The organism is Variovorax guangxiensis (genome assembly GCF_003952165.1).
GTDB lineage: Bacteria > Pseudomonadota > Gammaproteobacteria > Burkholderiales > Burkholderiaceae_C > Variovorax > Variovorax guangxiensis.
Map to the genome: position 1 here is coordinate 144,811 of NZ_RXFT01000005.1, position 22,687 is coordinate 167,497.

The 22,687-nt window shown below is 70.3% G+C and carries 22 protein-coding genes; 6 read left to right on the forward strand and 16 right to left on the reverse strand.

Going from position 1 to position 22,687, the window contains the following annotated elements; genetic code table 11:
- Positions 1-36 precede the first annotated feature (36 nt).
- The 3 genes from EJP67_RS13715 to EJP67_RS13725 are packed head-to-tail and all read right to left on the reverse strand — an operon-like array spanning position 37 to position 3,045.
- Positions 37-633 (reverse strand): hypothetical protein, encoded by a 597-nt coding sequence (locus EJP67_RS13715; protein WP_126022269.1) that lies wholly within the window; start codon positions 631-633, stop codon positions 37-39.
- Between the two features lie 16 nt (positions 634-649).
- Positions 650-2,443 carry a VanW family protein gene (locus EJP67_RS13720; RefSeq protein WP_240650648.1) on the reverse strand — a complete coding sequence of 598 codons (1,794 nt, stop codon included), beginning with the start codon at positions 2,441-2,443 and terminating at the stop codon, positions 650-652.
- Positions 2,440-3,045, reverse strand: a complete 606-nt coding sequence (locus EJP67_RS13725; protein ID WP_126022271.1) for a DUF6891 domain-containing protein — start codon at positions 3,043-3,045, stop codon at positions 2,440-2,442. The genes EJP67_RS13720 and EJP67_RS13725 overlap by 4 nt, the downstream gene beginning before the upstream one ends.
- A gap of 244 nt (positions 3,046-3,289) precedes the next feature.
- On the opposite strand from EJP67_RS13725, the gene EJP67_RS13730 reads away from it, so the two are divergent.
- A complete protein-coding gene (locus EJP67_RS13730; RefSeq protein ID WP_240650649.1) occupies positions 3,290-3,946 on the forward strand; it encodes a hypothetical protein in 657 nt (218 codons plus the stop codon).
- An 80-nt stretch (positions 3,947-4,026) separates the two neighbouring features.
- Here the strand turns inward: EJP67_RS13730 and EJP67_RS13735 are convergent, their stop codons facing one another.
- Positions 4,027-4,407 carry a helicase SNF2 gene (locus EJP67_RS13735; RefSeq protein ID WP_126022272.1) on the reverse strand — a complete coding sequence of 127 codons (381 nt, stop codon included), beginning with the start codon at positions 4,405-4,407 and terminating at the stop codon, positions 4,027-4,029.
- Positions 4,408-4,593: 186 nt separating this feature from the next.
- On the opposite strand from EJP67_RS13735, the gene EJP67_RS13740 reads away from it, so the two are divergent.
- Entirely contained in the window at positions 4,594-5,073 is a 480-nt protein-coding gene (locus EJP67_RS13740; protein ID WP_126022273.1) for a DUF6314 family protein, read from the forward strand.
- 10 nt (positions 5,074-5,083) lie between these two features.
- On the opposite strand, the gene EJP67_RS13745 is transcribed toward EJP67_RS13740, so the two are convergent.
- The 7 genes from EJP67_RS13745 to EJP67_RS13775 all read right to left on the reverse strand — a co-directional run bounded on the left by EJP67_RS13745 (position 5,084) and on the right by EJP67_RS13775 (position 13,061).
- Positions 5,084-5,677 carry a biotin transporter BioY gene (locus tag EJP67_RS13745; protein ID WP_126022274.1) on the reverse strand — a complete coding sequence of 198 codons (594 nt, stop codon included), beginning with the start codon at positions 5,675-5,677 and terminating at the stop codon, positions 5,084-5,086.
- Positions 5,678-5,719: 42 nt separating this feature from the next.
- Positions 5,720-6,313: an energy-coupling factor transporter transmembrane component T family protein gene (locus EJP67_RS13750; protein WP_126022275.1), complete on the reverse strand. Its 594-nt coding sequence runs from the start codon at positions 6,311-6,313 to the stop codon at positions 5,720-5,722.
- Complete coding sequence (locus EJP67_RS13755; RefSeq protein ID WP_126022276.1) at positions 6,306-7,052, reverse strand: energy-coupling factor ABC transporter ATP-binding protein; 747 nt, start codon at positions 7,050-7,052, stop codon at positions 6,306-6,308. The genes EJP67_RS13750 and EJP67_RS13755 overlap by 8 nt, the downstream gene beginning before the upstream one ends.
- A gap of 53 nt (positions 7,053-7,105) precedes the next feature.
- On the reverse strand, positions 7,106-7,942 hold the full coding sequence (locus EJP67_RS13760; RefSeq protein ID WP_240650650.1) for an isocitrate lyase/PEP mutase family protein: 837 nt from the start codon (positions 7,940-7,942) through the stop codon (positions 7,106-7,108).
- Between the two features lie 78 nt (positions 7,943-8,020).
- Positions 8,021-9,316, reverse strand: a complete 1,296-nt coding sequence (locus tag EJP67_RS13765) for an MFS transporter (RefSeq protein ID WP_126022278.1) — start codon at positions 9,314-9,316, stop codon at positions 8,021-8,023.
- Positions 9,313-11,646: a LamG domain-containing protein gene (locus EJP67_RS13770; RefSeq protein ID WP_240650651.1), complete on the reverse strand. Its 2,334-nt coding sequence runs from the start codon at positions 11,644-11,646 to the stop codon at positions 9,313-9,315. Before EJP67_RS13770 ends, EJP67_RS13765 begins: the two co-directional genes overlap by 4 nt.
- 2 nt (positions 11,647-11,648) lie before the next feature.
- Positions 11,649-13,061, reverse strand: a complete 1,413-nt coding sequence (locus EJP67_RS13775) for an aminotransferase family protein (protein ID WP_126022280.1) — start codon at positions 13,059-13,061, stop codon at positions 11,649-11,651.
- A 96-nt stretch (positions 13,062-13,157) separates the two neighbouring features.
- Between EJP67_RS13775 and EJP67_RS13780 the strand changes: the two genes are divergently transcribed.
- Positions 13,158-14,075, forward strand: coding sequence for a LysR family transcriptional regulator (locus EJP67_RS13780; RefSeq protein ID WP_126022281.1), 918 nt, complete (start codon positions 13,158-13,160; stop codon positions 14,073-14,075).
- A 6-nt stretch (positions 14,076-14,081) separates the two neighbouring features.
- On the opposite strand, the gene EJP67_RS13785 is transcribed toward EJP67_RS13780, so the two are convergent.
- The gene (locus EJP67_RS13785; protein ID WP_126022282.1) at positions 14,082-15,788 is read right to left on the reverse strand and encodes a M14 family zinc carboxypeptidase; all 1,707 of its coding nucleotides are present in this window, start codon (positions 15,786-15,788) and stop codon (positions 14,082-14,084) included.
- A gap of 104 nt (positions 15,789-15,892) precedes the next feature.
- Between EJP67_RS13785 and EJP67_RS13790 the strand changes: the two genes are divergently transcribed.
- Complete coding sequence (locus EJP67_RS13790) at positions 15,893-16,606, forward strand: YebC/PmpR family DNA-binding transcriptional regulator (RefSeq protein WP_126022283.1); 714 nt, start codon at positions 15,893-15,895, stop codon at positions 16,604-16,606.
- Positions 16,607-16,620: 14 nt separating this feature from the next.
- On the forward strand, positions 16,621-17,019 hold the full coding sequence (locus EJP67_RS13795; RefSeq protein WP_420824266.1) for a GFA family protein: 399 nt from the start codon (positions 16,621-16,623) through the stop codon (positions 17,017-17,019).
- Positions 17,020-17,046: 27 nt separating this feature from the next.
- On the opposite strand, the gene EJP67_RS13800 is transcribed toward EJP67_RS13795, so the two are convergent.
- The 3 genes from EJP67_RS13800 to EJP67_RS13810 form a co-directional block, all read right to left on the reverse strand.
- Positions 17,047-18,060: a helix-turn-helix domain-containing protein gene (locus EJP67_RS13800; protein ID WP_126022285.1), complete on the reverse strand. Its 1,014-nt coding sequence runs from the start codon at positions 18,058-18,060 to the stop codon at positions 17,047-17,049.
- A gap of 64 nt (positions 18,061-18,124) precedes the next feature.
- A complete protein-coding gene (gene gntK, locus EJP67_RS13805) occupies positions 18,125-19,684 on the reverse strand; it encodes a gluconokinase (protein ID WP_126022286.1) in 1,560 nt (519 codons plus the stop codon).
- A gap of 10 nt (positions 19,685-19,694) precedes the next feature.
- A complete protein-coding gene (locus EJP67_RS13810) occupies positions 19,695-21,047 on the reverse strand; it encodes a GntP family permease (protein ID WP_126022287.1) in 1,353 nt (450 codons plus the stop codon).
- A 217-nt stretch (positions 21,048-21,264) separates the two neighbouring features.
- On the opposite strand from EJP67_RS13810, the gene gntR reads away from it, so the two are divergent.
- Complete coding sequence (gntR, locus tag EJP67_RS13815; RefSeq protein ID WP_126022288.1) at positions 21,265-22,296, forward strand: HTH-type transcriptional regulator GntR; 1,032 nt, start codon at positions 21,265-21,267, stop codon at positions 22,294-22,296.
- Positions 22,297-22,321: 25 nt separating this feature from the next.
- Here the strand turns inward: gntR and EJP67_RS13820 are convergent, their stop codons facing one another.
- Positions 22,322-22,669 carry a LamG domain-containing protein gene (locus tag EJP67_RS13820; protein WP_240650652.1) on the reverse strand — a complete coding sequence of 116 codons (348 nt, stop codon included), beginning with the start codon at positions 22,667-22,669 and terminating at the stop codon, positions 22,322-22,324.
- Positions 22,670-22,687 lie beyond the last annotated feature (18 nt).

Sequence of the window (22,687 nt, forward strand, 5' to 3'; positions counted from 1 at the left end):
CTCCCGTTTTTCTTTTGCCGCGGTCCTCGCGGCTCTCTACCAGTCGAAGAGGTCCGCGAGATCGTCGGCCCGGCCTGCGCCGACCAGCGGCGCGAGCCGCTCGATCAGGCGCGCGCGGTGCACCGGGTTGACCGAGAAGTCGTCCATGAAGATGTCGTCGCCCGCCTCGTCCCACACCTGGCCGATGGTGCCGAGGCACGCGGCCATCTCGAAGATGTCTGCGAAGAGCGGCCCGTCGTCTTCCCACGCGCCCGCGCCATGCCGGGCGAACTGTATCGCGCCGCTGCGCAGGTCGAAGATGAAGGGATCGGCGCCCTGGTCGGCCACCACCAGCCAGTGGTCGGGCCATGAAGCGAGGCGTTCGCCGGTGATGCCATGCCAGCGGTAGCCGGCCTGCTGCGACCACAGGCGCGCCAGCGGAGGAATGCTGAACGGATTGCCCGCGGTGGATACGGTGAGGCCCGCGTGGCCCACGCGCTCGTTGACCCAGTTGCCCAGCGGGCCGACCTGCTCGTAGAAGGCCGCGATGGCTTCTGGCAGCGGGATCTCGCCGTGCCAGTGGTCGGCGGCGAGCTGCGGCGCCAGCGCGCCGTGCGGAGCCAGCGCCGCGCGAGCCTGCTCTGTCGATGCCACCTGTGTTCCTCTTCGTTCAGGAAGCGCAGGCCGCACGCAGCGCGGTGCGAAGCGCCTCCACGTCGCCGGGCGCGATCTCGCGCACGCCGCTCGGAGCGCCAAGGCCGCAGGCCGTCGATGCGACGACCGGAACGCCCGCCGCCACGGCCCGCAGCAGCGCGCGCGGTGCGTGCTCCACATGCGCGGGCAGCACCACCACATCGGCGCCGGCCAGCCAGTCGCCCTGCCAGTTCATGTGCTCGACGTGGCCGATGCCCTGCCAGAGCCGCGCATCGTCCGAGGCCGAGCCCAGCACACGCAGGCGGCACGGCCAGCCTTGCAGCGCCGCGGCGAGTTCGCGCGCGCCCTTGCGTGCCAGCGCGCTCGCGGCGAAGACGACGAGCGGAAGGTCTGGATTCGTGCGGGCAACGGCCTTGGCCCGAGGCAGCGCCCATTCCAGCTTCCGCAGCACCGCCAGCGGAGCCAGCGCCGCCAATTGCCGTGCAACTTCGGCATGCGGCGTGACGGTGACCGAAGCGCGGGCCAGCGCCATCGACTCCGCACGCACCAGCGAAGGATCGGCACGGAAGTCGCGCAAGGTGGCGTCGTCGGGCCAGCGGCGGGAGGCCTCGTCCAGCCGCTGCTCGATCTCCGCCATCGGCAGCGCGCTGGCCAGCACGACGACGTTGCGGCCATCGAGCGCCCCGAGGCGCTGCAGGTGCGGCAGCAGCGACTGCTCGACCACCAGCTGCGTGTGCTCCGGCTTCAGCCGAGCCGCGAAGGCCTGCGCGAGCCAGCGCTGGCCGTCGATCAGGCTGGCCTGCCGCCGCCCCGCCTGCCGCGCCCACAGCCGCAGCCACAGCGCACGGCGCAGGCTCGTGGCCCACAGTGCTTGTGAAGCCGCGGCCGCCGGCTCGCGATGCCAGCCCGTCGCGCTGCGGCGCCAGAAGGCGAGCCGCATCGGCACCGGCTGCATGCGCTGCGCGCGTGGATGCTCTTCGCGCAGGTAGCGCGCGAACTCCGGCGTCCATGCGTCGAGCAGCGCGACGGTGAGCCCCTGCGGCCCCACATCGACCTGCGGACGATGGCGGAAGCAGGCGGTCTGGTCGCAGCTGAGGCAGCCGCGCGCCACCGGCAATGCGGCTGCGGTTTCTTCGTTCGCGCGGCGCATGGTGACGGGCACAAATGGCGCAGAAGATGCACCACGGCTGCGGATGCGCAGCACCAGTTCCGCCCCGGTCAGCTCCACTTCGAGCCGCCATGCATGCCTGGCGCGCACCTTGAGATCGATGTAGTTCCAGAACACGGTCGCGTCGACGGCATCCGAGCCCGGCTCGCCGGCCTGCTCGATGCGCGCCGTGTGCCCGTGCCGCTCCACCAGCTCGAAGCCCGCGCGCGACGCCACGGTGGCAAGCGCATTCGACAGCTGGCACAGCCCGCCAGCCAGCGTCGGCACCACGCAGCCGCCGCGCAGCTCGCGGCCCTGCACGAAGCCGCGCCATGCGCCCGGCCTGCCCAGCTGGCGCCAGAAGCTCAGCACCTCACCGGCCGGGACCTCGACGGCATCGAAGGCGCCGCGCGCCACGCGCAGGTTCTGCACCTTGCCGGCCACGAGGGGGAATTCGTCCGCGCGGCCGTCGGTCCACAGGGGCGTGCGGTATTGGGCGAGCACGGGCGCGTCGGCCAGTGCGTGGCTTGTGCCGGCGGTCCACCGGCGGGCCGATGGCCGCAGCGTCTCGCGCAGCGCGTGGGCCGTGGCCAGCAGCCGCGAGCGCAGCCAGAAGTCGATCGCGTCGATGCGGCGCGGCGGCTGCCAGGCCTGCACGCTCACGCGGAGGGGCCTCGCTTGCGCCACTGGCCGAGGTCGGCTTCGATGCGCTCCTCGATGCTGCCGCTCCACTGCACGCCGAAACCGGCCGCGCGCAGCAGCTCGACGATGCGGCGGCCGACGGCCATGGTGTTGGCTTCGCGCTGCTCGATCTCGGGAATCATCCCGCCGCTGAAGGCCAGGTGGAGGCGGCCGGTTCGCACCGCGCGTTCGAGATCCTGTGCGTGATAGAAGCAGCAGCCGCGGATGCCGGATTCCATGCGGCCCGCGGCACGCCATTGCTCGCGCACGTCGTCGTGGCCGTCGGCGAGCGTGTTGCCCGCGCGGTGCAGCGCGATGATCTTCTCGCTGCGCAGTTGCTCGAACACGGCTTCGAGCCGGTCGTATTCGGTCTGTTCGGGCCAGCCGGCCTCGGCGGCGCGCTTGGCGGCGCATGCGCTCGCGGCCTCGGCCTTGACCCAGGCGCGGTCCTCGTAGGTGATCTCGTCGGGATCGAGGTACTCGTCGGTGATCATCCACTCGACATCGGCATCGGGATGGAAGCCGCTCCACACCAGGTCGTGGATGCGTCCGCGCGTGTCTTCTGGGTCGAGAGTAAGTGCCATGCGTGTTGTGCTGCCGCCTCGGCGGCAACGGGTCATGCTTTCTTTTTTCCTGGCGGAAGCGTGCTGGTATTTTCACCCGGGCGCACCACCATGGCGCAGTAATGCGAAAGCATGATGTCCTGGGCCACCCTTTCGCACCGCACCATCATGAAGGATGCCTCAGGGCAAGGCAATGCGCCTTTAGGCGAAGGCAGCCCGGCCGGATGGCCTGCGCTGCGCGACTGGCTATGCTCGTCGGCTCTTCATGCCCCAGCCCTCCTTTCCAGCCCCGCCGTTCGACGCACAGTCGCCCACCGCGTGGACCTCCGCCATGCCGCAGGCCACGGAGCGCGCGTCGAAGCCGGCCGCCGACTGGCTCGCGTGGCTGGTCGCGCTGGCGGTGCTGGTCTTCATGGCGGTGTTCGGCCTGCAGGCGATGCGCTGGTCGCTGGCAGGCGGCTGGCATTGGCTCTGGATGCTGGTGGGGCTGCCGTTCTTCGGCGTCTTCTCTGTGCTGGCCGTGACGGCCGTCGCCGCGAGGCTGCGCGAGCGCCGCCGGGTGCGGGTGGCGCTGGAGAACATGTCGCTGGAGCGCGGGGAAGGCTTGCGCGTCGGCGAGCCGCTGGAGCTGCGCCTGCGCGCAACGGTACCCGCTGCGCAGGAAGGCGAGCGCACGGTGGCGCCGCAGCGCATCGCCATGCGACTGATGCTGCACCGCACGCTCGATGCTGCCGGCGAATGCTGCTGCGAGGCCATCGCCTCGCGCGAGGAGACACGTGACGGCCGGCTGCTCTACGAGTGCGAACTGCGCGCAGACCCCGGGCTCGACGCCCCGCAGTGGTCGGTCGAACTGCGCGACGCGGCTGACGACACCGGCGCGCCCATCCTCACCGCCGCACTGCGGCGGCTGCCCGCGCGCTGATCCTGAACACAGACGAAAAAAGGCCGGGCCATGCATTCCGCATGGCCCGGCCTTCTGTCTGTCTTCAGCTCTGCAGCGGATTACAGCGGCAGTGCGTCGCCGTGAGCGGCAGCGCGGGCTGCGGCGCGAACCGCGGCGCGGTCCACCGAGCTGGCCACGATCGGGGCCACGCCGGACGAAGCGCCTTCGGCGTACGGGTCACCGCTGCGGGCGGCAGCCACGGCTTCGGCGCGAACGGCGGAACGGCTGGCCGTCGAGACGATCGCCTGGGCCGGGCCGGCGTTGGCACCGGTGGCGTACGGGTTGGCGCTGTGCGCGGCAACCACGGCCTGGCTGGCGACGTCGGCGCGGCTGGCGGCCGAGGTCAGCTGGTGCACGCCTTCATAGGTTTCGGCGTGGGCAACGCCGGCGGCGGCCAGCAGGGCGAGGGAAACGGCGGAGAGGAGCTTCGAGTTGGTCATTTGGATGGGTCCTTCAATTGGTTCGGTTCTGGTTCTTGGTCTGGATCAGCTGAAGGGCTGGTCCATGGGAAGAATTGTGCGCCGTTATCTAAGTAAAAACCCTTAGACAATGGAACCGCGGTGTTCACGCCACGGAAACAATCAACCGCCAGGAACGCAGATCATCGCCTGTCGTAGAGTCCCCGCATGAGCGACCCGGCCCCCGCCCTTTCACCGATTTCGTCCCCCTGGGGCAGCCCCGGGACCGTGTTCGACCGGCTCGCGGGCGAATGGAGCCTGCGGCGCAACATCGAGGGCCAGGCCACCATGAGCGGCGTCGCCTCCTTCACGCCGCTCCAAACGGCCGACATGCTGAAGTACCGCGAGGAAGGCCGCATCCGCCTGGCCGACGGCAAGGAGTTCGACGGGCACCGCGAATACGTCTTCGAGCGTGCGCCGAACGGCTTCGTCGTGCACTTCGCCGAAACGCCGCCGCGCCTCTTCCACGCCATCGCCATCGTGCGCGACGGCGACACGCTCGCCGGTTCGGCCACGCACCTGTGCACGCCCGACACCTACGACAGCAGCTACCGCTTCCTGTCCGACGGCTCATTCACGATCCGCCACGTGGTGCGGGGCCCGCGCAAGGGCTACCTCTCGGACACGGTCTTCAGCCGCCTGGGCTGAACGAGGCCATTCAGTCGCGGTCCAGCCGCCAGCCCGGCATGCCGCGCATCACCGTCTGCACGAGCATCGCGCAGATGCCGCACTTGATGAGGTCGCCCGGAATGAACACCAGCATGGCCAGCGCAGCCTGCGACAGCGACATGTGCGCGATCAACGAGAGCCCGACGATGCCGAAGGCGTAGACCACGCCGATCCCGCCGACCAGCGCCGAGAGAAACGCCGCCGCCAGCAGCGGAAGGCCCGTCGCGCCGCCGATGCGGCGCACGGCCAGGCGCATCAGCAGGCCGCAGGCGAAGGCGCCGAACATCCAGCCGAACAGGAAGCCGCCGGCCGGCGCCACGAACACGCTCAAGCCGCCACGGCCGCCGGGCAAGAGCGGCAGCCCCAGCGCCACCGCCAGCAGGAACAACGCGATGGCCAGGAAGCCCCGGCGAGGCCCGAGCAGGCAACCGGCGAGCATCACACCCAGCGACTGCAGCGTGATCGGCACGCCGAAAGGCAGGTCGATCTTGGGGATCAGGCCGAACACCGCCATCAGCGCCGCGAAGAGCGCGATGTACGCCAGCGAACGGGAGGAAGCGAGGGAGCCTGAAGTGGTGGTCATGGCGATGGCAATCGAGAAGAAGAAAAAAACGAAAAAAGAGGCTCAGCGTCCGAGCCGCGCGGCCAGCGCATCGGCCACGCGCTCCGCCGTCTGCAGCGTGCGGATGGTCAGCGGCGCCAGCAGCCGCAGCCCGCCGCCATGGCCCGAGCGCGCGCGGTAGGCGTCGTCCAGGCGCTGCCACTGCACATAGAAATTTTCGGCGAAGCGCAGCATCAGGCCAAGGCCGAGCGCGATGCGCTCCGTGGGCACGCCCAGGCGCTGCAGCGGATGGAGCACGGCTTCGAGCACCGCCAGCAGGTCCTCGAAGCGCGTGGTGAGCGTGAGCATGAGCGCGAGCGTGGCCGCGCTGGCCAGCCGCAGCGCACTCGCCACGCCGAGCAGCGTGGTGCCCATTGCCCAGTGGAAGCCGACGATCAGCCCGCCCGCGATGGCCACGCCGAGCAGCATGCGTATGCGCCGCCACGCCGGCCGGCCGAGCGACGCGAACCCCAGCAGCACCACCGCGCAGGCCACCGCCAGATAGACAGGCCGCTCGACCAGCACCAGCAGAGTGCCGCACACCGACAGCACCGCGAGCTTCACCCACGCCGCAATCGCATGCAGCCACGTCGGCTGTTCCGAATAGAGGCTACGCATGGCGCCCCCGCTCGGCCGCCGCGCGCTCGCGCACGTCTTCGGCATAGGCTTCGCAGATCTCCCGGCCCCGCCCGTCGGCGCGCACCCTGCCCTGTTCGAGCCACAGCACGCGCTCGAAGTCGTACACATGCTCCAGCAGGTGCGTGGACACGAGGATCTGGTGATCGCTCTCCTGCAGCTGCGCGGCCAGCCGCGCCTGGCTCAGCAGGTCGAGGCTGGCGAAGGGCTCGTCGAGCAGCAGCGTGGCCGGCTCGCTGATCTGCAGGGCCAGCAGGCACACCTGCTGGCGCTGGCCCTGGCTCAGTTCGCTCACCGCGCGCCCGGCCCAGGCTTCGAGCCCGCGCCGCGCAAGGAAGTCGCGCGCCTGCTGCCGCGCCGCCTGCCGCGTCTCGCCGCGCGCCGTGAGGCTGAAGGCCAGTTCCTCGGCCACGGTCGGGAAGATGATCTGGTCGTCGGGGTTCTGGAACATCAGCCCCACGTGCTTCGCGAGCTGGCCGCGGTCGGCCTGCGTGTCGCAGCCATGCACCACCACGCGCCCCTGCTCGGGCTGGTCGAGCCCGCTGATGAGGCGGAACAGGCTGCTCTTGCCCGCGCCGTTGTCGCCGACGAGGCCGATGCGCATCTCCTGCAGGTCGAGCGTCAGCCCCCCGAACACGCGGTGGCTGCCGCGCACCAGCGTCACCGCATCGAGGCGGATGCTGTGCGAAGAGACGGTTTCTGACGGGCTGGGCTGCGGCAAGGGGCGCCCACTGTACCCGAACCCGCCTGGCCGGCACGAGGTTCGGGCGAGGCTCAGGCCGTGGCGGGAAAGAGCGCGTTGAGCTCGCCCACCGACAGCATCCCCTCGCCCATCTTGCCGAAGCGGCCCTGCCCGAAGGCCTCGGCAGCGATGCGGTTCACCAGCCCCAGCGCCGACTGCAGCGGCCCGCAGCCCAGGCTGATGCGCCGCGCGCCGGCCTTCGCGAAGGCATCGGCCGACGGCGCCCCCGCATAGCCCGCGTACACGTTGAGCGGCAGTGCCAGCGCGCCGGCCAGCCGCGCGATCTCGTCGGGGTCGGACATGCCCGGCACGAAGATGCCGTCCGCGCCCGCCGCCGCGTAGAGCTTCGCGCGGCGCAGCGCCTCCTCGAAGCGTGCCACCGGGTCGTCCCATGGCACGAAGTACACGTCGGTGCGCGCGTTGATGAAGAAGCGCGCATCCAGCCCGCGGATGGCCGCGATGCGCTCGCGCAGCACCTCGGGCGATGCCAGCTCGCGCGTGCCGGGCCGGGTGCCGTCCTCGATGTTGATGCCGGCCGCGCCCATGCCGATCAGTTCGGCCACAACTTCGCGCACCGCCTGCGCGCTGTCGCCGAAGCCGCTCTCGATGTCCACGCTCACCGGCACACCCGCCACGCGGCAGATGCGCGCGCAGGCCGCGAGCAGTTCATCGACCGGCATGCGCTCGCCGTCGGCATAGCCCAGCGACCAGGCCATGCCCGCGCTGGTGGTGCCGATGGCGCCGGCCCCGGCGCGCTCGACGATGCGGGCGCTCGCGGCGTCCCATGCGTTGACCAGCACCAGCGGCGCGGGGCCGGCGTGCAGTCGGTGGAATGTTTCTGTCTTTTGCTGCGCGTCGCTGGCTCGCATGGTCATCCGTTCGGCAAGTTGAGGAATGACCGCAGCTTAGGAACGGCGCGGCGCGCCGGCTTGGAAAAAACTGCTATTTCATTTCACGCCGTAGCCGCGCGCCGCCCGCAGCGCGATCAGGCTCACCACTACGCCGAAGCCCACGTAGAACGCCGGCGCGATCTTGCTGCCGGTGGCGGTGATGAGCCAGGCGCTGATGAAGGGCGCGAAGCCGCCGAAGATCGCCACGCCGAAGCTGTAGCTCACCGACAGCCCCGTGCCGCGCGTGGCCGCCGGGAAGAGCTCCGACATCGCCGCCGAGATCGGCCCCCAGTAGGCCGAGGCCACCACGCCCATCGCCGTGAGCGCCAGCATCAGCGCCGGCACCGAAGGATGGTTCACCAGCAGGTAGAAGAGCGGCACGATCATCACCAGCATGACCAGCGCCGCGGCGCGCATCACGGGAATGCGCCCGACGCGGTCCGACATGCTTCCGAACAGCGGCACCAGCACGAACTGCAGCACGCCGAACCAGAAGGTGCCCGCGAAGGCCATCGAAGGCGGCAGGCCCAGTTGCCGTACCGCGAAGGTGGGCATGAAGAGCCCCGTGTAGGCCACGATGGTCGCGAGGATGATGAGGCCCATCGCCGCCAGCGTGCGACCGCGCTGGTCGACCAGCGTGGCGCGCACCGGCGCGGCTTCCTGCGCGGCGCGCTTGAACTCCATGCCCTCGTCGAGATGGCGGCGGATGTACAGCCCCGCCGGCCCGATCAGCAGGCCGAAGAAGAACGGGATGCGCCAGCCCCACGACAGCAGCTGCTCGGGCGTGAGCAGCGCGTTGAGCCCCATGCCGAAGCCGGCAGCCAGGAAGGTGGTGATGCCCTGGCTCGCGAACTGCCAGCTCGAGAAGAAGCCACGGCGGCGCGGGTCCTGCTCCGCCAGCAGCGCGGTGGCGCTGCCGAACTCGCCGCCCGCCGCGAAGCCCTGCAGCAGCCGCGCGAGGATCACCAGGCCCGGCGCCCACAGCCCGATCTGCGCGAAGGTGGGCGCCACCGCTATCAGCAGCGTGCCGCACAGCATCAGCGCCATCGACAGCGTCAGCGCGTTCTTGCGCCCCCTGGCGTCGGCGTACGCGCCCAGCACCAGCGAGCCGACGGGCCGCATCACGAAAGTCACGCCGAAGGTGCCCAGCGTGATGAGCAGCGACACGGTGTCGTTCTCGGCCGGGAAGAAGAGCTTGGAGATGGTGACGGCCAGAAAGCCGTAGATCACGATCTCGAACCACTCCAGCGCATTGCCGATGGAGATGGCGGTGATGACCCTCAGTGTGCTCTGCCGGGAGGCCGGCCCGGCGGGTTCCGAGAGGTCGGCGGTGCGTGGGGCGATGGTGCTCATGATGCTGCGTGCTCCAGGGATGGTTGAACTGCAAGGTCCGCGCCTGTCGAGGGCCGGACGCCGAAGTGGTGCAGCACGTTGCGCAGCAGCCCTTCGAACGAGGGGTCGGCGCCGAGCACCCAGCTCGCGCCGACGGCGCCTGCGTTGAACACGCGGCCGCCTTGCGGGCGCTCCCAATAGATCATCTCGGCCGAGAGCCCGCCAAGCGAATCGGTCGGCTGCGAGTAGTAGTCGAGGTAGGCATCGAGGCGCCCGGGGTGCTGCCTGCGCCCCTCGGCAATGACCTGGATGCCGCGCTGCGGCTCGGGCAGCCTTTCACCGGCGGGCAGCCTGCGCGTCATGCGGTTCAGCGTCGCGACGCTCAGGTCCCATTCGTGGCCGATGGCGCGCGGCAAGCCACCGCCCGGCGCGTGGCCGAAAGTGGCGCCTTCAGTCAGCCCCAGCGGATGCGGCTGGGTGAACAGGAAGTGCTCCGGCCGCGTCGCGTGGTACACGCCGAAGTCGTCGCCGTCGGCAAAGGCCCAGCCCGCCGATTCCAGCCCGATGAGCTCGGCGCACGAGCGCCCCGCCTGCCTGAACTGGCCGCCGCGCGCCCAGTCCTGCGAGTGGTACTGCTCGCCGTAGGGGCCGGCGGGCGGGCGCAACTCGACCGACTCCGCGCCGTCCTCGTCGCCGGGGCCGCGCACCTTGCGCTGCTCCATCACCGTGCATTCCTCGTCGTAGCTCACGCGCAGGTACATGGTGTTGCCCGACAGCACGATGGCGGTACCGCCGTTCGACAGGTAGTCGTCGAGCCCGTCGCACGCCGGCAGCGACCAGTATTCGCTGTGGCCGTTGATGAAGACCGTCTTGTAGGCCTTCAGCAGGCCCGGATCGCGGTGCAGGTCGAGGTCGCTCGCCACGTCGTAGTCGTAGCCGCAGCGATCGAGCCACACGTGCAGGCGGCGCTCCAGCCGGGTCCACTGGCTGAAGCCGGCATCGGCCGGGTCGTACAGCGCATTGGGGCTGGCGTTGGGCCAGGGCATGCGCAGGCCCACCTGGTAGGTGGGCTGGCCGCCGCGGTGGTAGGTGTAGCTGCAGAAGGCCGGCGCCTCGGGGTGGCTGTTCTCCAGGCCCGCCGAGCGGCGCGGCCACACCGGGTCGCTCGCGACGTTCTTCGCGAAGGGCGTGGCCGCGTAGGCCAGCCAGCTGTTGGTGGCGCACAGCACCAGCACCGGCGCGGGAGCACGATTCGCGGCGCGGCGCACGATGAAGGCGATGTCGTATTCGGCGGGCCGGCCCTCGAGCGTGAAGCTCACGCGGCCCACGTACACGCCGGACTTCGCATCCGGCGGAATGCGGAAGGCATGGCTCTCGGGCCAGCGGCAGTCGTAGAGATCGTCGCTCGCCAACCGCAGGCCGTGGCCGCGCGTGGGGTCGGTGAGCGGGTCGTAGCCCTCGTCGGAAAACTCGTTCACGCGACTCGGCTCGAAAGCCGGGCCGACGATCATCCAGGTGCCGTGGTTGACGATGCGGCCGGTGCGCTGGTGGCCGCTGGCATCGGCCACCACCTCGCCGCGCTCCTCGCGCAAGGGCCAGCAGGCGAGCACGGCGCGGCCGCGCGGCGTGTGCAGGCCGCGGTCGGCGAAGCGCGCGCGCACCTCGTCCGGCCGCAGCGCCTGCGAGTAGATCGCGGGCATGGCGATGTCGCCTTCGAGGAACGCATCCGCCAGGCCGTCGATGCCGCTGCTGCCCAGGCGCAGCGGCGCACGACCCGGCTGCATCGGGCCGTCGAAGCGGCCGCGCGCGACCGCCTCGCCGTCGAGCCACAGCACCGTCTCGCTGCCGTCCCACGTCGCGACGATGTGGTGCCAGCGCCTCGGCTGCAGCGTGCCGCCCGAGAGCTGACCCTCGGTCCGGAACGCCGCGCCATCGCCCAGATAGAACACCGCGCGTCCGTCCTCGTCGACGAAGAGCCCGTAGCCGCAGGCGCCCGGCAGGTCGAACTGCCCGATCACGCTCTGGCGCGTGCCCACGCTCCACACCTGCACCCAGCACTCGAGCGCGAGCGAGCGCAGCGGCTGGTCGAGGCCGCGCTCGATGCGCACATAGGAGCCGGGGTGGATCGGATGCGCGCGCGGCGCGGAAGGCTCGAAGCTGTGCAGCACCGTGTCGGCGGTGCGGCCCTCTGTGTCGGGGCCCAGCCGGCATACCGAGAGCGTGTAGGGCACGTCGCTGCTGATGTGGAAGCGCACCACCTCGCCGGCGGCCACGCTCTTGCGGTCGGTGTAGCCGTGCACGCCGGGCACCCGCAGGCTGCGGTGGGGCGGAAGGGCTTTCTGCTGCTGCATCGTCATGCCGCGGTGGCCAGGCCCTTGGCCGCGATCTCGTCGGCCAGTCCGCGCAGCGAGCGTTCGAGCAGTTCCGCGAGTTCGTCGATCTCGGCGGGCGTGATGGTCAGCGGCGGCGTGATCATCTGGAAGTCGCCGAAGGCGCCCAGGTTGGCGCGCCGGTTGTACAGCGCGATGCCGTGCTTCAGACCGTGCTCGGTGAGCCGCGCCGGCGCGTTGAAGCTTGCCGGCAGCTGCCGCTTGGTAGTCTTGTCGGCCACGATCTCGATGGCGGTGAAGAGCCCCTTGCCGCGCACGTCGCCCACGATGGGCGAGCGCTCCGCCACCTCGCGCAGTCGCGCCATCAGCAGCTCGCCCATGTCGCGTGCACGGCTCACGAGGTCTTGCTCGATCACCTCGCCGAGCACCGCGTTCGCCACCGCGCACGACAGCGGGTTGGTGAAGTAGGTGTGGCCGTGCACGAAGCCGCCGCTGCCCGCCACCGCATCGACGATGCGCTCGGGCGCCAGCAGCGCGCCCAACGGCGTGTAGCCCGCGGCCAGCCCCTTGGCCAGCGTGACGAGGTCGGGCCGCGCGCCGGCCCAGTGGTGCGCCGCGAGAAAGGCGCCGGTGCGGCCCGCGCCGCTCATGATCTCGTCGTAGATCAGCAGCACGCCGTGCCGGTCGCAGATGGAACGCACGCGCTCGAAGTACGCGGCGGGCGCCACCGCCGCGCCGGTCGAGAGCCCGCCGATGGGCTCCATGATGAAGGCCAGCACCGTGTCGGCGCCCTCGCGCACGATGGTGGTCTCCAGCTCGTCGGCGCAGGCCAGCGCATGGCTCTCGGCGGTATGGCCCGCGGGCACGCGGTAGGACAGCGGCGCGCTCACCTTCGGCATCTCGCGCACCATCGGCCCGTAGATCGACTGCGTGTGCGCATCGCCCGTCACCGCCAGCGCGCCCAGCGTGGAGCCGTGGTAGCTCGGATTGCGCGAGATGACCTTGGCGCGCTTGGGCTGGCCCGTGACCACCGCGTACTGCCGCGCCAGCTTGATCGCCGACTCGTTGGCCTCGGAACCGCCCGAGACGAAGAAGGCGCGGTCGAAGCCCTCGCCCGCCAGCGCGCAGACGCGGTCGGCCAGTTCGATGCTCTGCTCGCTCTCGAAGAAGCGCGGATAGGCGAAGGTGACGCGCGCCGCCTGCTCCTGCATGGCGGCCAGCACGCGCGGATTGCCGTGGCCGATGTTGGCGACCACCGCGCCGGCCGTTGCATCCAGAAAGCGGTGCCCGCCCTCGTCCCACAGGTAGACGCCCTCGCCGCGCGCGATGCGCGGCGGCCGGGGGGAGCCCTTGGCGGCATAGAAGCCGAGCACGGAACCGCCCTTGGGCGTGTCGCCCACGGTACGGGGGGTTTTGTCTTCGGTCGAGGCACTCATCGGTAGGTAATCCATTCGTTCGCAGCCCCGGACGATAGGCATGACAGGCCTTTGCGGGTAGACGTATGGCCCGATGAAGTGCTATACGTCTGGCGCATGAAGAACGCCCACGACCGGCTCGACCTGCTCCAGACCTTCATCCGCATCGGCGAGAGCGGATCGCTCAGCAAGGCGGCGCGATTGCTCGACACCACGCAGCCCACGGTGAGCCGCCGCCTGCTGGAGCTGGAGCGGCTGCTGGGCTGCAAGCTGGCGATCCGCAACACGGCCAATTTCTCGCTCACCGACGAAGGCCGCTCGCTGCTGGCCGAGGCGCACGACCTGACCGACCGCTGGTCGGGCCTGTCGCAGCGGCTGCGCGGCGGCCAGAGCCGGCCCGAGGGCACGCTGCGCGTGATCGGCCCCTCCGGCTACGGCACGGGCTTCCTCACCGACGCGGTGACCGACCTGCGCGCCGCGCATCCGCAGCTGCGCGTGGAGCTCACGCTGACCGACCGCGTGGTCGACCTGGCGGCCTCGGGCGCCGAATGCTGGGTGTGCGTGGGCGAGGTGCGCGACCCGGGCCTCGTCTGCCGCACCGTGGGCCGCATGGAGCGGGTGCTGATCGCCACGCCCGAGCTGCTCGAGCGCACAGGCCCCGTCACGCTGGCACGGCTGCCGCAGGTGCCGTGCGTGGGCCTGATCCCGTACGTGACGGGCAACGTGCGGCTCATCGACCGCAGGGGCCGCTCACGCATCGTGGCGCTCGATACGCCCATCCGCACCGACAGCCTGCTCGCGAGCTACCGCGCGATTCTCAACAGCGCCGGCATCGGCGCGGCGGCGCCATGGATGTGCCACGAGGACATGCAGGCCGGCCGCCTGAAGCGCGTGCTGCCCAACTGGTGGCTGGAGCCCATCGGCGTGCACGTCGCGCTGCCGCCGGGGCTGTACCGGCCGGCGCGGGTCACGGCCTTCGTCGAGGCGCTGCGGCGGCGCATGCATGCGCTGCCGGGGTTCCGGCCAGCTGACTAGGGCCTGCTATCGCATTAGCGCGACGACCGGATAGCGCCGCCACCCCGCCTCCGCATGCCGCCGCCCGTGCGTGAAGATGAAGCCCAGCACCGCCTTCGGGTCGGACAGCAGAGCGGGGTGCTCCGCTTTCCATTGCTCGAAGCGCTGCCTGAGCCCGGCTTCTTCCTCCAGCATGCGCAGCGCCGTGTCCTCGAAGACGTAGGCCGAGAAGTTCTCCTTCTTCTCCAGAACGCTGTTGAAGAAGCCCCAGCGGAAGAAGCTGTCGTGCGCGAGCGGCTCCAGCGTCTCGACCGCGTAGCGGGCACGCGGCTGGTCCAGCGAAACGAGGACGTCGCCCGCGCGCGCCTGGAAGGGCTCGGTGCCTTCGGTCAGCACCACCTCGTCGTGGAACATGTGGCCTTCGTAGGCACCGGGGCGCGAGGTCACGTCGCGGATGCGGTAGACGCGCGCCGCGTCGAAGAGCCGGTCTTCCTCGAGCCGCTGCAACTCGACGCCGTTCCACGCCAGCCGCTCGATCGCCTCGCGCCATGCCTGGGGCACGAGATAGGCCTTCGACGCGGCGGCCGTCGCTTCCTCGACGCAGCGGTCGAAATGCACGATGTCCTTCTCCCACGGCCGGCTGCGGTCGTAGGCCAGGCGCTCGTAGCTGCCCAGCAGGCTGGGCGTGCGGACCGCGCTGTAGCCCTTGAAGCGCAGGCTCGCGGGCCGGCTGCGGTCGTTGCGCCAGGTCAGGGGCCAGCGCGCCTGCCGTGCGGCTTTCGCTTTTGCCTCGCGGCGCAGCTCCTGGATGCGCGCCGCGTTCGCGATGCTGAAGTCGAGCACCGTCTCCACCAGCGCCCGCATCGACGCCACGCGGTCGGCGAAGGGCTTGAGCATGTGGGTCTCCGGCATGAAGCCGATGGTGTGGTGCAGCGCGGCATAGCCGGTGGAAAAGCGCGGCGTGTCGAGGAAGTCCTCGATGCCGTCGTCGGGCGTCTCGGCCAGCAGGTTCATGTACGGACAGGTAGGCCAGCCGCGCCGCGCCATGCCGGCGTAGACGGCGGGCAGCATGTTCTCGCGCAGGAAGGCGCCGAGCCCGCCGCCGAGCTTGTCGGGCTGGGTCGGGATCAGCGTCATGGTGTAGCTGTAGTCCGCGCCGTTGGAGGTGTGGGTGTCGACCATCACGTCCGGGTCCCAGGCGGTGAAGAAGCGGTTGAACACCTGCGCCGCAAGGCTGTCGCACTTGATGAAGTCGCGGTTCAAGTCCAGGTGCCGGCCGTTGCCGCGGAAGCCGAAGGACTCGGGCCCGAGCTGGTTGACGCGCGAAGTGTTCTGCCGGTCGATGCAGCCGTCCACGTTGTAGACCGGGATGAAGAGGAACACCGTGTCGCCCAGTGCCGCCAGCCTGTCGGGCTGCGTGCAGAAGTCGCGCACCAGCGCCATGCAGGTGTCGATGCCCTCGGGCTCGCCAGGGTGGATGCCGTTGTTGTTGAAGAACACCGGGCGGCCCTGCCGCTTGAGCGTTTCGCGGTCGAACACGCCGTCGACGGTGACCACGCCCGCATGGATCGGGGCGCCGGTGTCCGAGGTGCCTATCTCGCCCCAGCGCAGCACGCCGGGGAAATCACTGGCCAGCCGCTCGTAGAAGGCGATGCATTCGGCCCAGGTGGTGGTCTGGTTGCCGTTGCCTGCTTCGAACGGCGTGACGTACGAGGTGTCCTGTGGAGCGGTCATGGGAAGAAGGCTACAGTAGTCGCCCCTCCCGGTCATCGAGCCCTTCTTTCTTCAAAAGAGCCAGACAAGGCCGCAAGCAATACATATTCATTCAAGGAAACGACATGGGCGCCCAGTGGAAAGCCAAGCACAAGGACATCGCCGCCAACGCCAAGGGCCGGCTGTTCGGCAAGCTCGTCAAGGAAATCGTGGTGGCCGCGCGCAACGGCGCCGATCCTGCCTCCAACTCGCGCCTGCGGCTGGCGGTGGAGCAGGCCCGCAAGGCCTCGATGCCCAAGGAAACGCTCGACCGCGCCATCAAGAAAGGCGCGGGCCTGACGGGTGAATCGGTCAACTACGAGCACGTGATCTACGAAGGCTTCGCGCCGCACCGCGTGGCGGTGATGGTCGAATGCCTCACCGACAACGTGAACCGCACAGCGCCCGAGATGCGCGTGCTCTTCCGCAAGGGCCAGCTCGGCACCTCGGGCTCGGTGTCCTGGGACTTCGACCACGTCGGCATGATCGAGGCCGAGCCCGCCCGCCCCGACGCCGACCCCGAAGTGGCCGCCATCGAAGCCGGCGCGCAGGACTTCGAACCGGCCGGCGAGGACCACCCCGCCGTCTTCCTCACCGACCCCACCGACCTCGACCTCGTGAGCCGCGCCCTGCCCGCGCAAGGCTTCACCGTGCTGTCGGCCAAGCTGGGCTACAAGCCGAAGAACCCCGTCGATCCGGCGAGCCTGAGCGCCGAGGCGCTGGAGGAAGTCGAAACCTTCCTCGCTGCCATCGACGCGAACGACGACGTGCAGAACGTGTACGTGGGGCTGGCGGGCTGAGCCCCATGCCGCGCATGCTTTCCGGCAGGTGCCTGTGCGGCGCCGTCCACTACGCGGTGGCGGACGAGTTCACCTATTCGCTCAACTGCCACTGCGCCGATTGCCGCCGCGCGACCGGCTCGGCCTTCAAGCCCTTCGCGGGCATCGAGCGAAGCAAGTTCGCGATCACGCAGGGCGAAGACGGCATCACGGTCTACGGCAAGCCGGACGCGGGCGACCTGCACTGCGCGAAATGCGGCTCGCTGCTGTGCTCGGTGGTGCGCGACGGGCAGTACGTGCACGTCACGCTGGGCACGCTGGTCGACGCGCCCTCCATCCGCCCGGGCGCGCACATCTTCGTGGGCTCCAAGGCGCCGTGGTTCACCATCACCGACGACCTGCCGCAGCACCAGGGCCACGCCGGCGAAAGCTGAGCGCGGCGAGAGGATGCCGGCCGGGCTTCAGCCGGCGGTTCCCGGCTGGCGGGCGCGAAATTCTCCCGGCGTCATTCCCTCGATCCGCCGGAAGTGCCGGTTGAAGTTCGAGACGTTGTTGAAGCCCACCTCGTAGCAGATGCTGCTCACGTGCTGGCGCGTCGTTGCCAGCAGCCGGCAGGCCCTGGCCACGCGCAGGCCGATCACGAAGTCGGTGAAGGTCTGACCGGTGGTGCGGCGGAAGCTGCGCGAGAAGGCGTTCTCGCGCATGCCCACGATCGCGCCAACATCGGCAAGCGAGAGGTCTTCGGCGTAGTTGTCGCGGATGTGGTCGATCGCCTTGCACATGCGCAGCGCGCGGGCGTCCTCGCCCAGGCCTTCGCCGGCCAGCGCGACGCCGGAGAGCACGCGGTAGTCGCGCCACTGCGCGAGTTCGTTCAGCAGCGCGGCGAATTCGGCAAAGCGCGCGAGGCCGCTCGACGCCTCCACGCGGCGCAGACGCGCGATGGTGCCCGCTTCCAGGCCGACGAACCGCACGCCCAGCCGCGCCCGGGCCAGCAGCGGCCCTGCGTCGGCGAGTTCCGGGAAGAGCGCCATGCCGCGCTTGAGCGGCTCGTCGCCGAAGCGCAGCACCAATCCATCCGTGGAGCCGCTGCCCGGCAGCGCGCGATGCTCGAACGCGAGGCTGCGCGGCAGCCGGGGCCCGAGCAGCACGACGGTGCCGGGTGCGAAGCTGTGGACCTCTTCGTCCCCGCCGCTGCCGATGCGCAGGCGTGCCGGCGCGGCGCCGATCAGGTGCAGCTCGTGGTCGTGCATGCAGCGCGTTGCGCTCGCGTGGGCCGCGGGCCCGGAGGCCGGCTCGCACCGGACCGTGGCGCAGATGTCGCCCGTTTCGCCAGCGCGAACCGGCGCGGGGGACACCGCCTTGCGCCATGCGGCCGCCTCGATGCCGCGCGCGCCATGCCGCCGTGCCGGCGACAGGGGTCGCGCGGCTTTCGCGTGCGGATGCGGATGCGCGTGTGGAACGGAAGCGGGTGTCATCGTGTTCAGCAAGACCGGTTTTCCTTCAGCAAATCTCCGGGGGACAACGACGACCGGCAGGCCGTCAGCTTCGCCGCTGCGACGGTGGCACCGCCGTCTGCTGCTGGAACGCGGCGAGCAGCCGGTATTCCTCGCCGAGCTTGCGCGGCAGCGAGTGGTACACCGGCAGCAGCTGCCGGTAGAGCGCGGCGTTCTTGGCGTTGGGCGTGTGGCGATGGGTGGCGCCGACCATGCCCGCGACCGCGTCGAGCGAATCGACATGGCCCAGCGCGTAGAGCCCGAGCACCGCGGCGCCGAGGCAGGAGCTCTCGAAGCTCTCGGGCACGACCACCTCGCGGTCGAACACGTCGGCCATCATCTGGCGCCACATGCCCGAGCGCGCGAAGCCGCCGGTGGCCTTGATGCGTGCACTGCGCCCGGCGATGGATTCGACCGCCGGCAGGATGCTGTGCAGGTTGAAGATCACGCCCTCGAGCACCGCGCGGATCATGTGCTCCTTGCGGTGGTGGATGCCCAGCCCGAAGAAGGAGCCGCGCAGGTCGGCGTTCCAGTAGGGCGCTCGCTCGCCGGTGAGGAAGGGGTGGAACACCAGTCCTTCGGAGCCAGCCGATACGCGCTCGGCGATGCGCGTGAGCACCTCGTAGGTGTCGATGCCCAGGCGCTTGGCGGTCTCGGCCTCGGCCGACGCGAACTCGTCGCGCACCCAGCGCAGGATGATGCCGCCGTTGTTCACCGGCCCGCCCACCACCCAGCGCCGCTCGGCGAGCGCATAGCAGAAGGTGCGGCCCTCGGGGTCGGTCATCGGGTGGTCGACCACGGTTCGCATCGCGCCGCTGGTGCCGATGGTCACTGCCACCTCGCCGGGAGCCATCGCGTTCACACCGAGGTTGGAGAGCACGCCGTCGTTGGCGCCGATGACGAAGGGCGTGTCGCGGGCCAACCCCAGCTGCTTCGCCACGTCGCTCGCGAGGCCCTCGACGTGCCAGGTGGTCGGCACCGGGCGCGAAAGCTGTTCGGCGCGCACGCCGGCGAGCGCGAGCGCGGCCTCGTCCCACTCGAGCCGTTCGATGTCGAAGAGGCCGGTGGCGGAAGCGATCGAATGGTCGACCTGCCACTGGCCGAAGAGCCGGAAGAACACGTACTCCTTGATGCCGACGAAGCGCGCGGCGCGCGAGAAGAGCTCGGCGCGCTCGTGGCGCAGCCACACCAGCTTGGCCAGCGGCGACATCGGATGGATCGGCGTGCCCGTACGGCGATAGATCGCGAGGCCGTCCCACTCGTCGCGGATGCGCGTGGCCCAGGTCGAGGCGCGGTGGTCGGCCCAGGTGATGCTGTTCGTGAGCGGCACGCCCGCGTCGTCGACCAGGATCAGGCTGTGCATCGCCGCGCTGAAGGACACGGCGAGCACGTCGGCGGGCGCAGCCTTGGCCTGCTTCACGCAGCTGGCGATGGCCGAGAGCACGGCCTGGAAGATCTGCTGCGGGTCCTGCTCGGCGGCGCCAGCCTCGGGCTGCAGCAGCGGGTATTCGGTCGCGTCGTGCGCCAGCACGCGCCCGGCGGGCGTGAAGGCCACGGCCTTCGTGCTGGTGGTTCCGATGTCGACGCCGATGACGATGCGACCCATGCTTTTCTCCTCAGACGACCATGTTCAGCAGCATGATGAAGACGATGGCCACGACCGAGATCAGCGTTTCCATCACGGTCCAGGTCTTGAAGGTCTCGGCCACGCTCATGTTGAAGTATTGCTTCACCAGCCAGAAGCCCGCGTCGTTGACGTGCGAAAGAATCAGCGAGCCCGCGCCGGTGGCCAGCACCAGCAGTTCGCGGTTCACGCCCGGCACCATGGTCGCCAGCGGCGCGACGATGCCCGCGCCGGTGATGGTGGCTACCGTGGCCGAGCCGGTGGCGATGCGGATCAGCCCCGCCACCAGCCAGGCCAGCAGGATCGGCGAGACCTGCGCATGCAGCGCCATCTGCCCGATCGCGTTGCCCACGCCGCTGGCCACCAGCATCTGCTTGAAGCCGCCGCCCGCGCCGATGATCAGCACGATGGCCGCGGTGGGCGCGAGGCTGTCGTCGACGAACTTCATGATCTGCCTGGCCGTGAAGCCGCGCGCGGTGCCGAAGGTGTAGAGCGACAGCAGCAGCGCCGCCAGCAGCGCGGTGATCGGGTGGCCGATGAAGTCCATCCACTGGCGCACGATGTTCTTCTCGTCCAGCGCCACGTCGGCGAAGGTCTTCAGCAGCATCAGCGCCACCGGCAGCAGCACGGTGACGAGCGTGATGCCGAAGCCGGGCAGCTCGCGCGCCTCGGGCTCGCGCGCCAGCTGTTCCATCAGCTCGGGCGAGGCCTCGCCCGGCACGTACTTCGAGATGAACTTGCCGAAGACCGGGCCCGCGATCATCGCGGTGGGCAGGCCGACGATCAGGCCGTAGAAGATGGTCTTGCCGATGTCGGCGTTGAACACGCCGATGGCCAGCAGCGGCCCCGGATGCGGCGGCACCAGGCCGTGCACCACCGAAAGCCCCGCCAGCAGCGGGATGCCGATGCGGATGAGCGACACGCCGGTGCGCCGCGCCACGATGAACACCAGCGGGATCAGCAGCACGAAGCCGATCTCGAAGAACAGCGGGATGCCGACCAGGAAGGCCGCGAACATCATTGCCCAGTGCACGCGCTCGCGGCCGAAGGCGTCGATCAGCGTGCGCGCGATGCGGTCGGCGCCGCCCGACTCGGCCATCATCTTGCCGAGCATGGTGCCCAGGCCGAGCACGATGCCCACGAAGCCCAGCACGCCGCCGAAGCCGTCCTGGAAGGACTTCATCACCTTGTCCACCGGCATGCCCGAGGTCAGGCCCAGGAAGCCCGCGGCCAGCGTCAGCGCGATGAAGGGGTGCACGCGCCAGCGCGTGATCAGAAGGATCAGCCCGAGGATCGCCACCAGGGCGTCGACGAGCAGGAAGATCTCTTGGCTCATTCCGAACATGGGTTGTCTCCTGGATCCGGGCCTTTGCGAAAACAAGGCAAGGCGGCGGCCCGGTGGGCTGGACAGCTTCGGGACAGCGCTATCCTGCACGATTCAAAAAAAGCCCGCTCTGGTGGGCGCTCGGGTTTTTCCGAATCGGCCAGGGGCTGGGATAGCGCTATCCTAGGACAGCGCTATCCAAATCCGGATTGGTATTAACCCTGAGACACGCCCGACCATGGCCGACACCCCCGACCGCCCGCGCTCCCGCTCTTCCAGCCACGTCACCCTCGACGACGTGGCGCGCGCCTGCGGGGTGAGCCCGATCACCGTGTCGCGGGCGCTGCGCGGCGCGCGCAACGTGGCGCCCGAGCTGCAGGCCCGCGTGCAGGCGGCGGTCGACCAGCTCGGCTACGTGCCCAATGTGGCGGCGCGCGCGCTGGCCTCGGCGCGCAGCTCCCACGTGGCGGTGCTGATCCCGTCGCTGACCAACCAGCTCTTCGTGGAGCTGCTCGAGGCGGTGCAGGACGCGCTGTCGCCGCACGGTTTCCAGTCGCTCATCGGCGTGACGCACTACGACCCGAGGCAGGAAGAGGCGCTGCTGCGCAGCTACCTCTCGCAGCGCCCGGCCGGCGTGCTGCTGACGGGCTTCGACCGGAGCGACGCGGCCGTGCAGATGCTGGAGCGCAGCAACGCGCCCTGCGTGTACCTGATGGAAACCTCGGCCGACGCGGGCGTGCACAGCGTGGGCTTCTCGCAGCGCGACGCGGGCCGCGCCATCGTGCAGCACCTGCTGCAACGCGGCCGCCGGCGCATCGCCTATGCCGCCGGCCAGCTCGATCCGCGCGTGATGATGCGCCTGGAGGGCTATCGCGAGGCGCTGCGCGCGGCGGGCTGCCACGACCCCGCGCTCGAACTGCTGGTGCCGGGGCCGACTTCCATGGCGCTGGGCGGCCGCCAGTTCGAGGACCTGCTCGCGCGGCACCCCGACGTGGACGCCATCTTCTATTGCAACGACGACCTCGCCCAGGGCGCGCTGCTGGCCGCGCTGCGCAACGGCGTCGAGGTGCCGCGGCGCGTGGCGATCGCCGGCTTCAACGATCTGGGCGGCAGCGACCAGATGCTGCCGCCGCTGACCACCGTGCGCACGCCGCGCCGCGAGATCGGCGAACGCGCGGCCGCGATGCTGCTGGCGCTGATGCGCGGGGAGACCGTGGCCGAGCGAACGGTGGACCTGGGCTTCGAGCTGATGGCCCGGCAAAGCAGCTGAGGCCAGGCAACCGAAGGCGCGCGGCCTACGGCGCCAGCGCCGCCACCTCCGCGCTGCCCAGCGCACCGCCGTAGATGCGGAAGTCGTCGATGCGGCCCTTCAGGAAGGCATCGCTCGAATACTGCGAGCGGCCCAGCCAGTTCTGCGTGGTAGCGCCGAGGTCGGCGAGCGCGAGGCTCATCTGCGCGTTGGAGCCGGCTTCGACGCCGTCCACGTACAGGGTGCCCAGCGTGTCCGACACGGTCACCGCCACATGCACCCACCGGCCGGTGGGCATCGCCGCCGAGCCGTCGATCACCTGTTCGTTGTAGCCGTGCTCGGTGGTGATGGAGAAGCGCGGCACGCCGCTGCCGTTGCGCACCGTCGGCATCATGCAGCGGCGCGCCCAGGA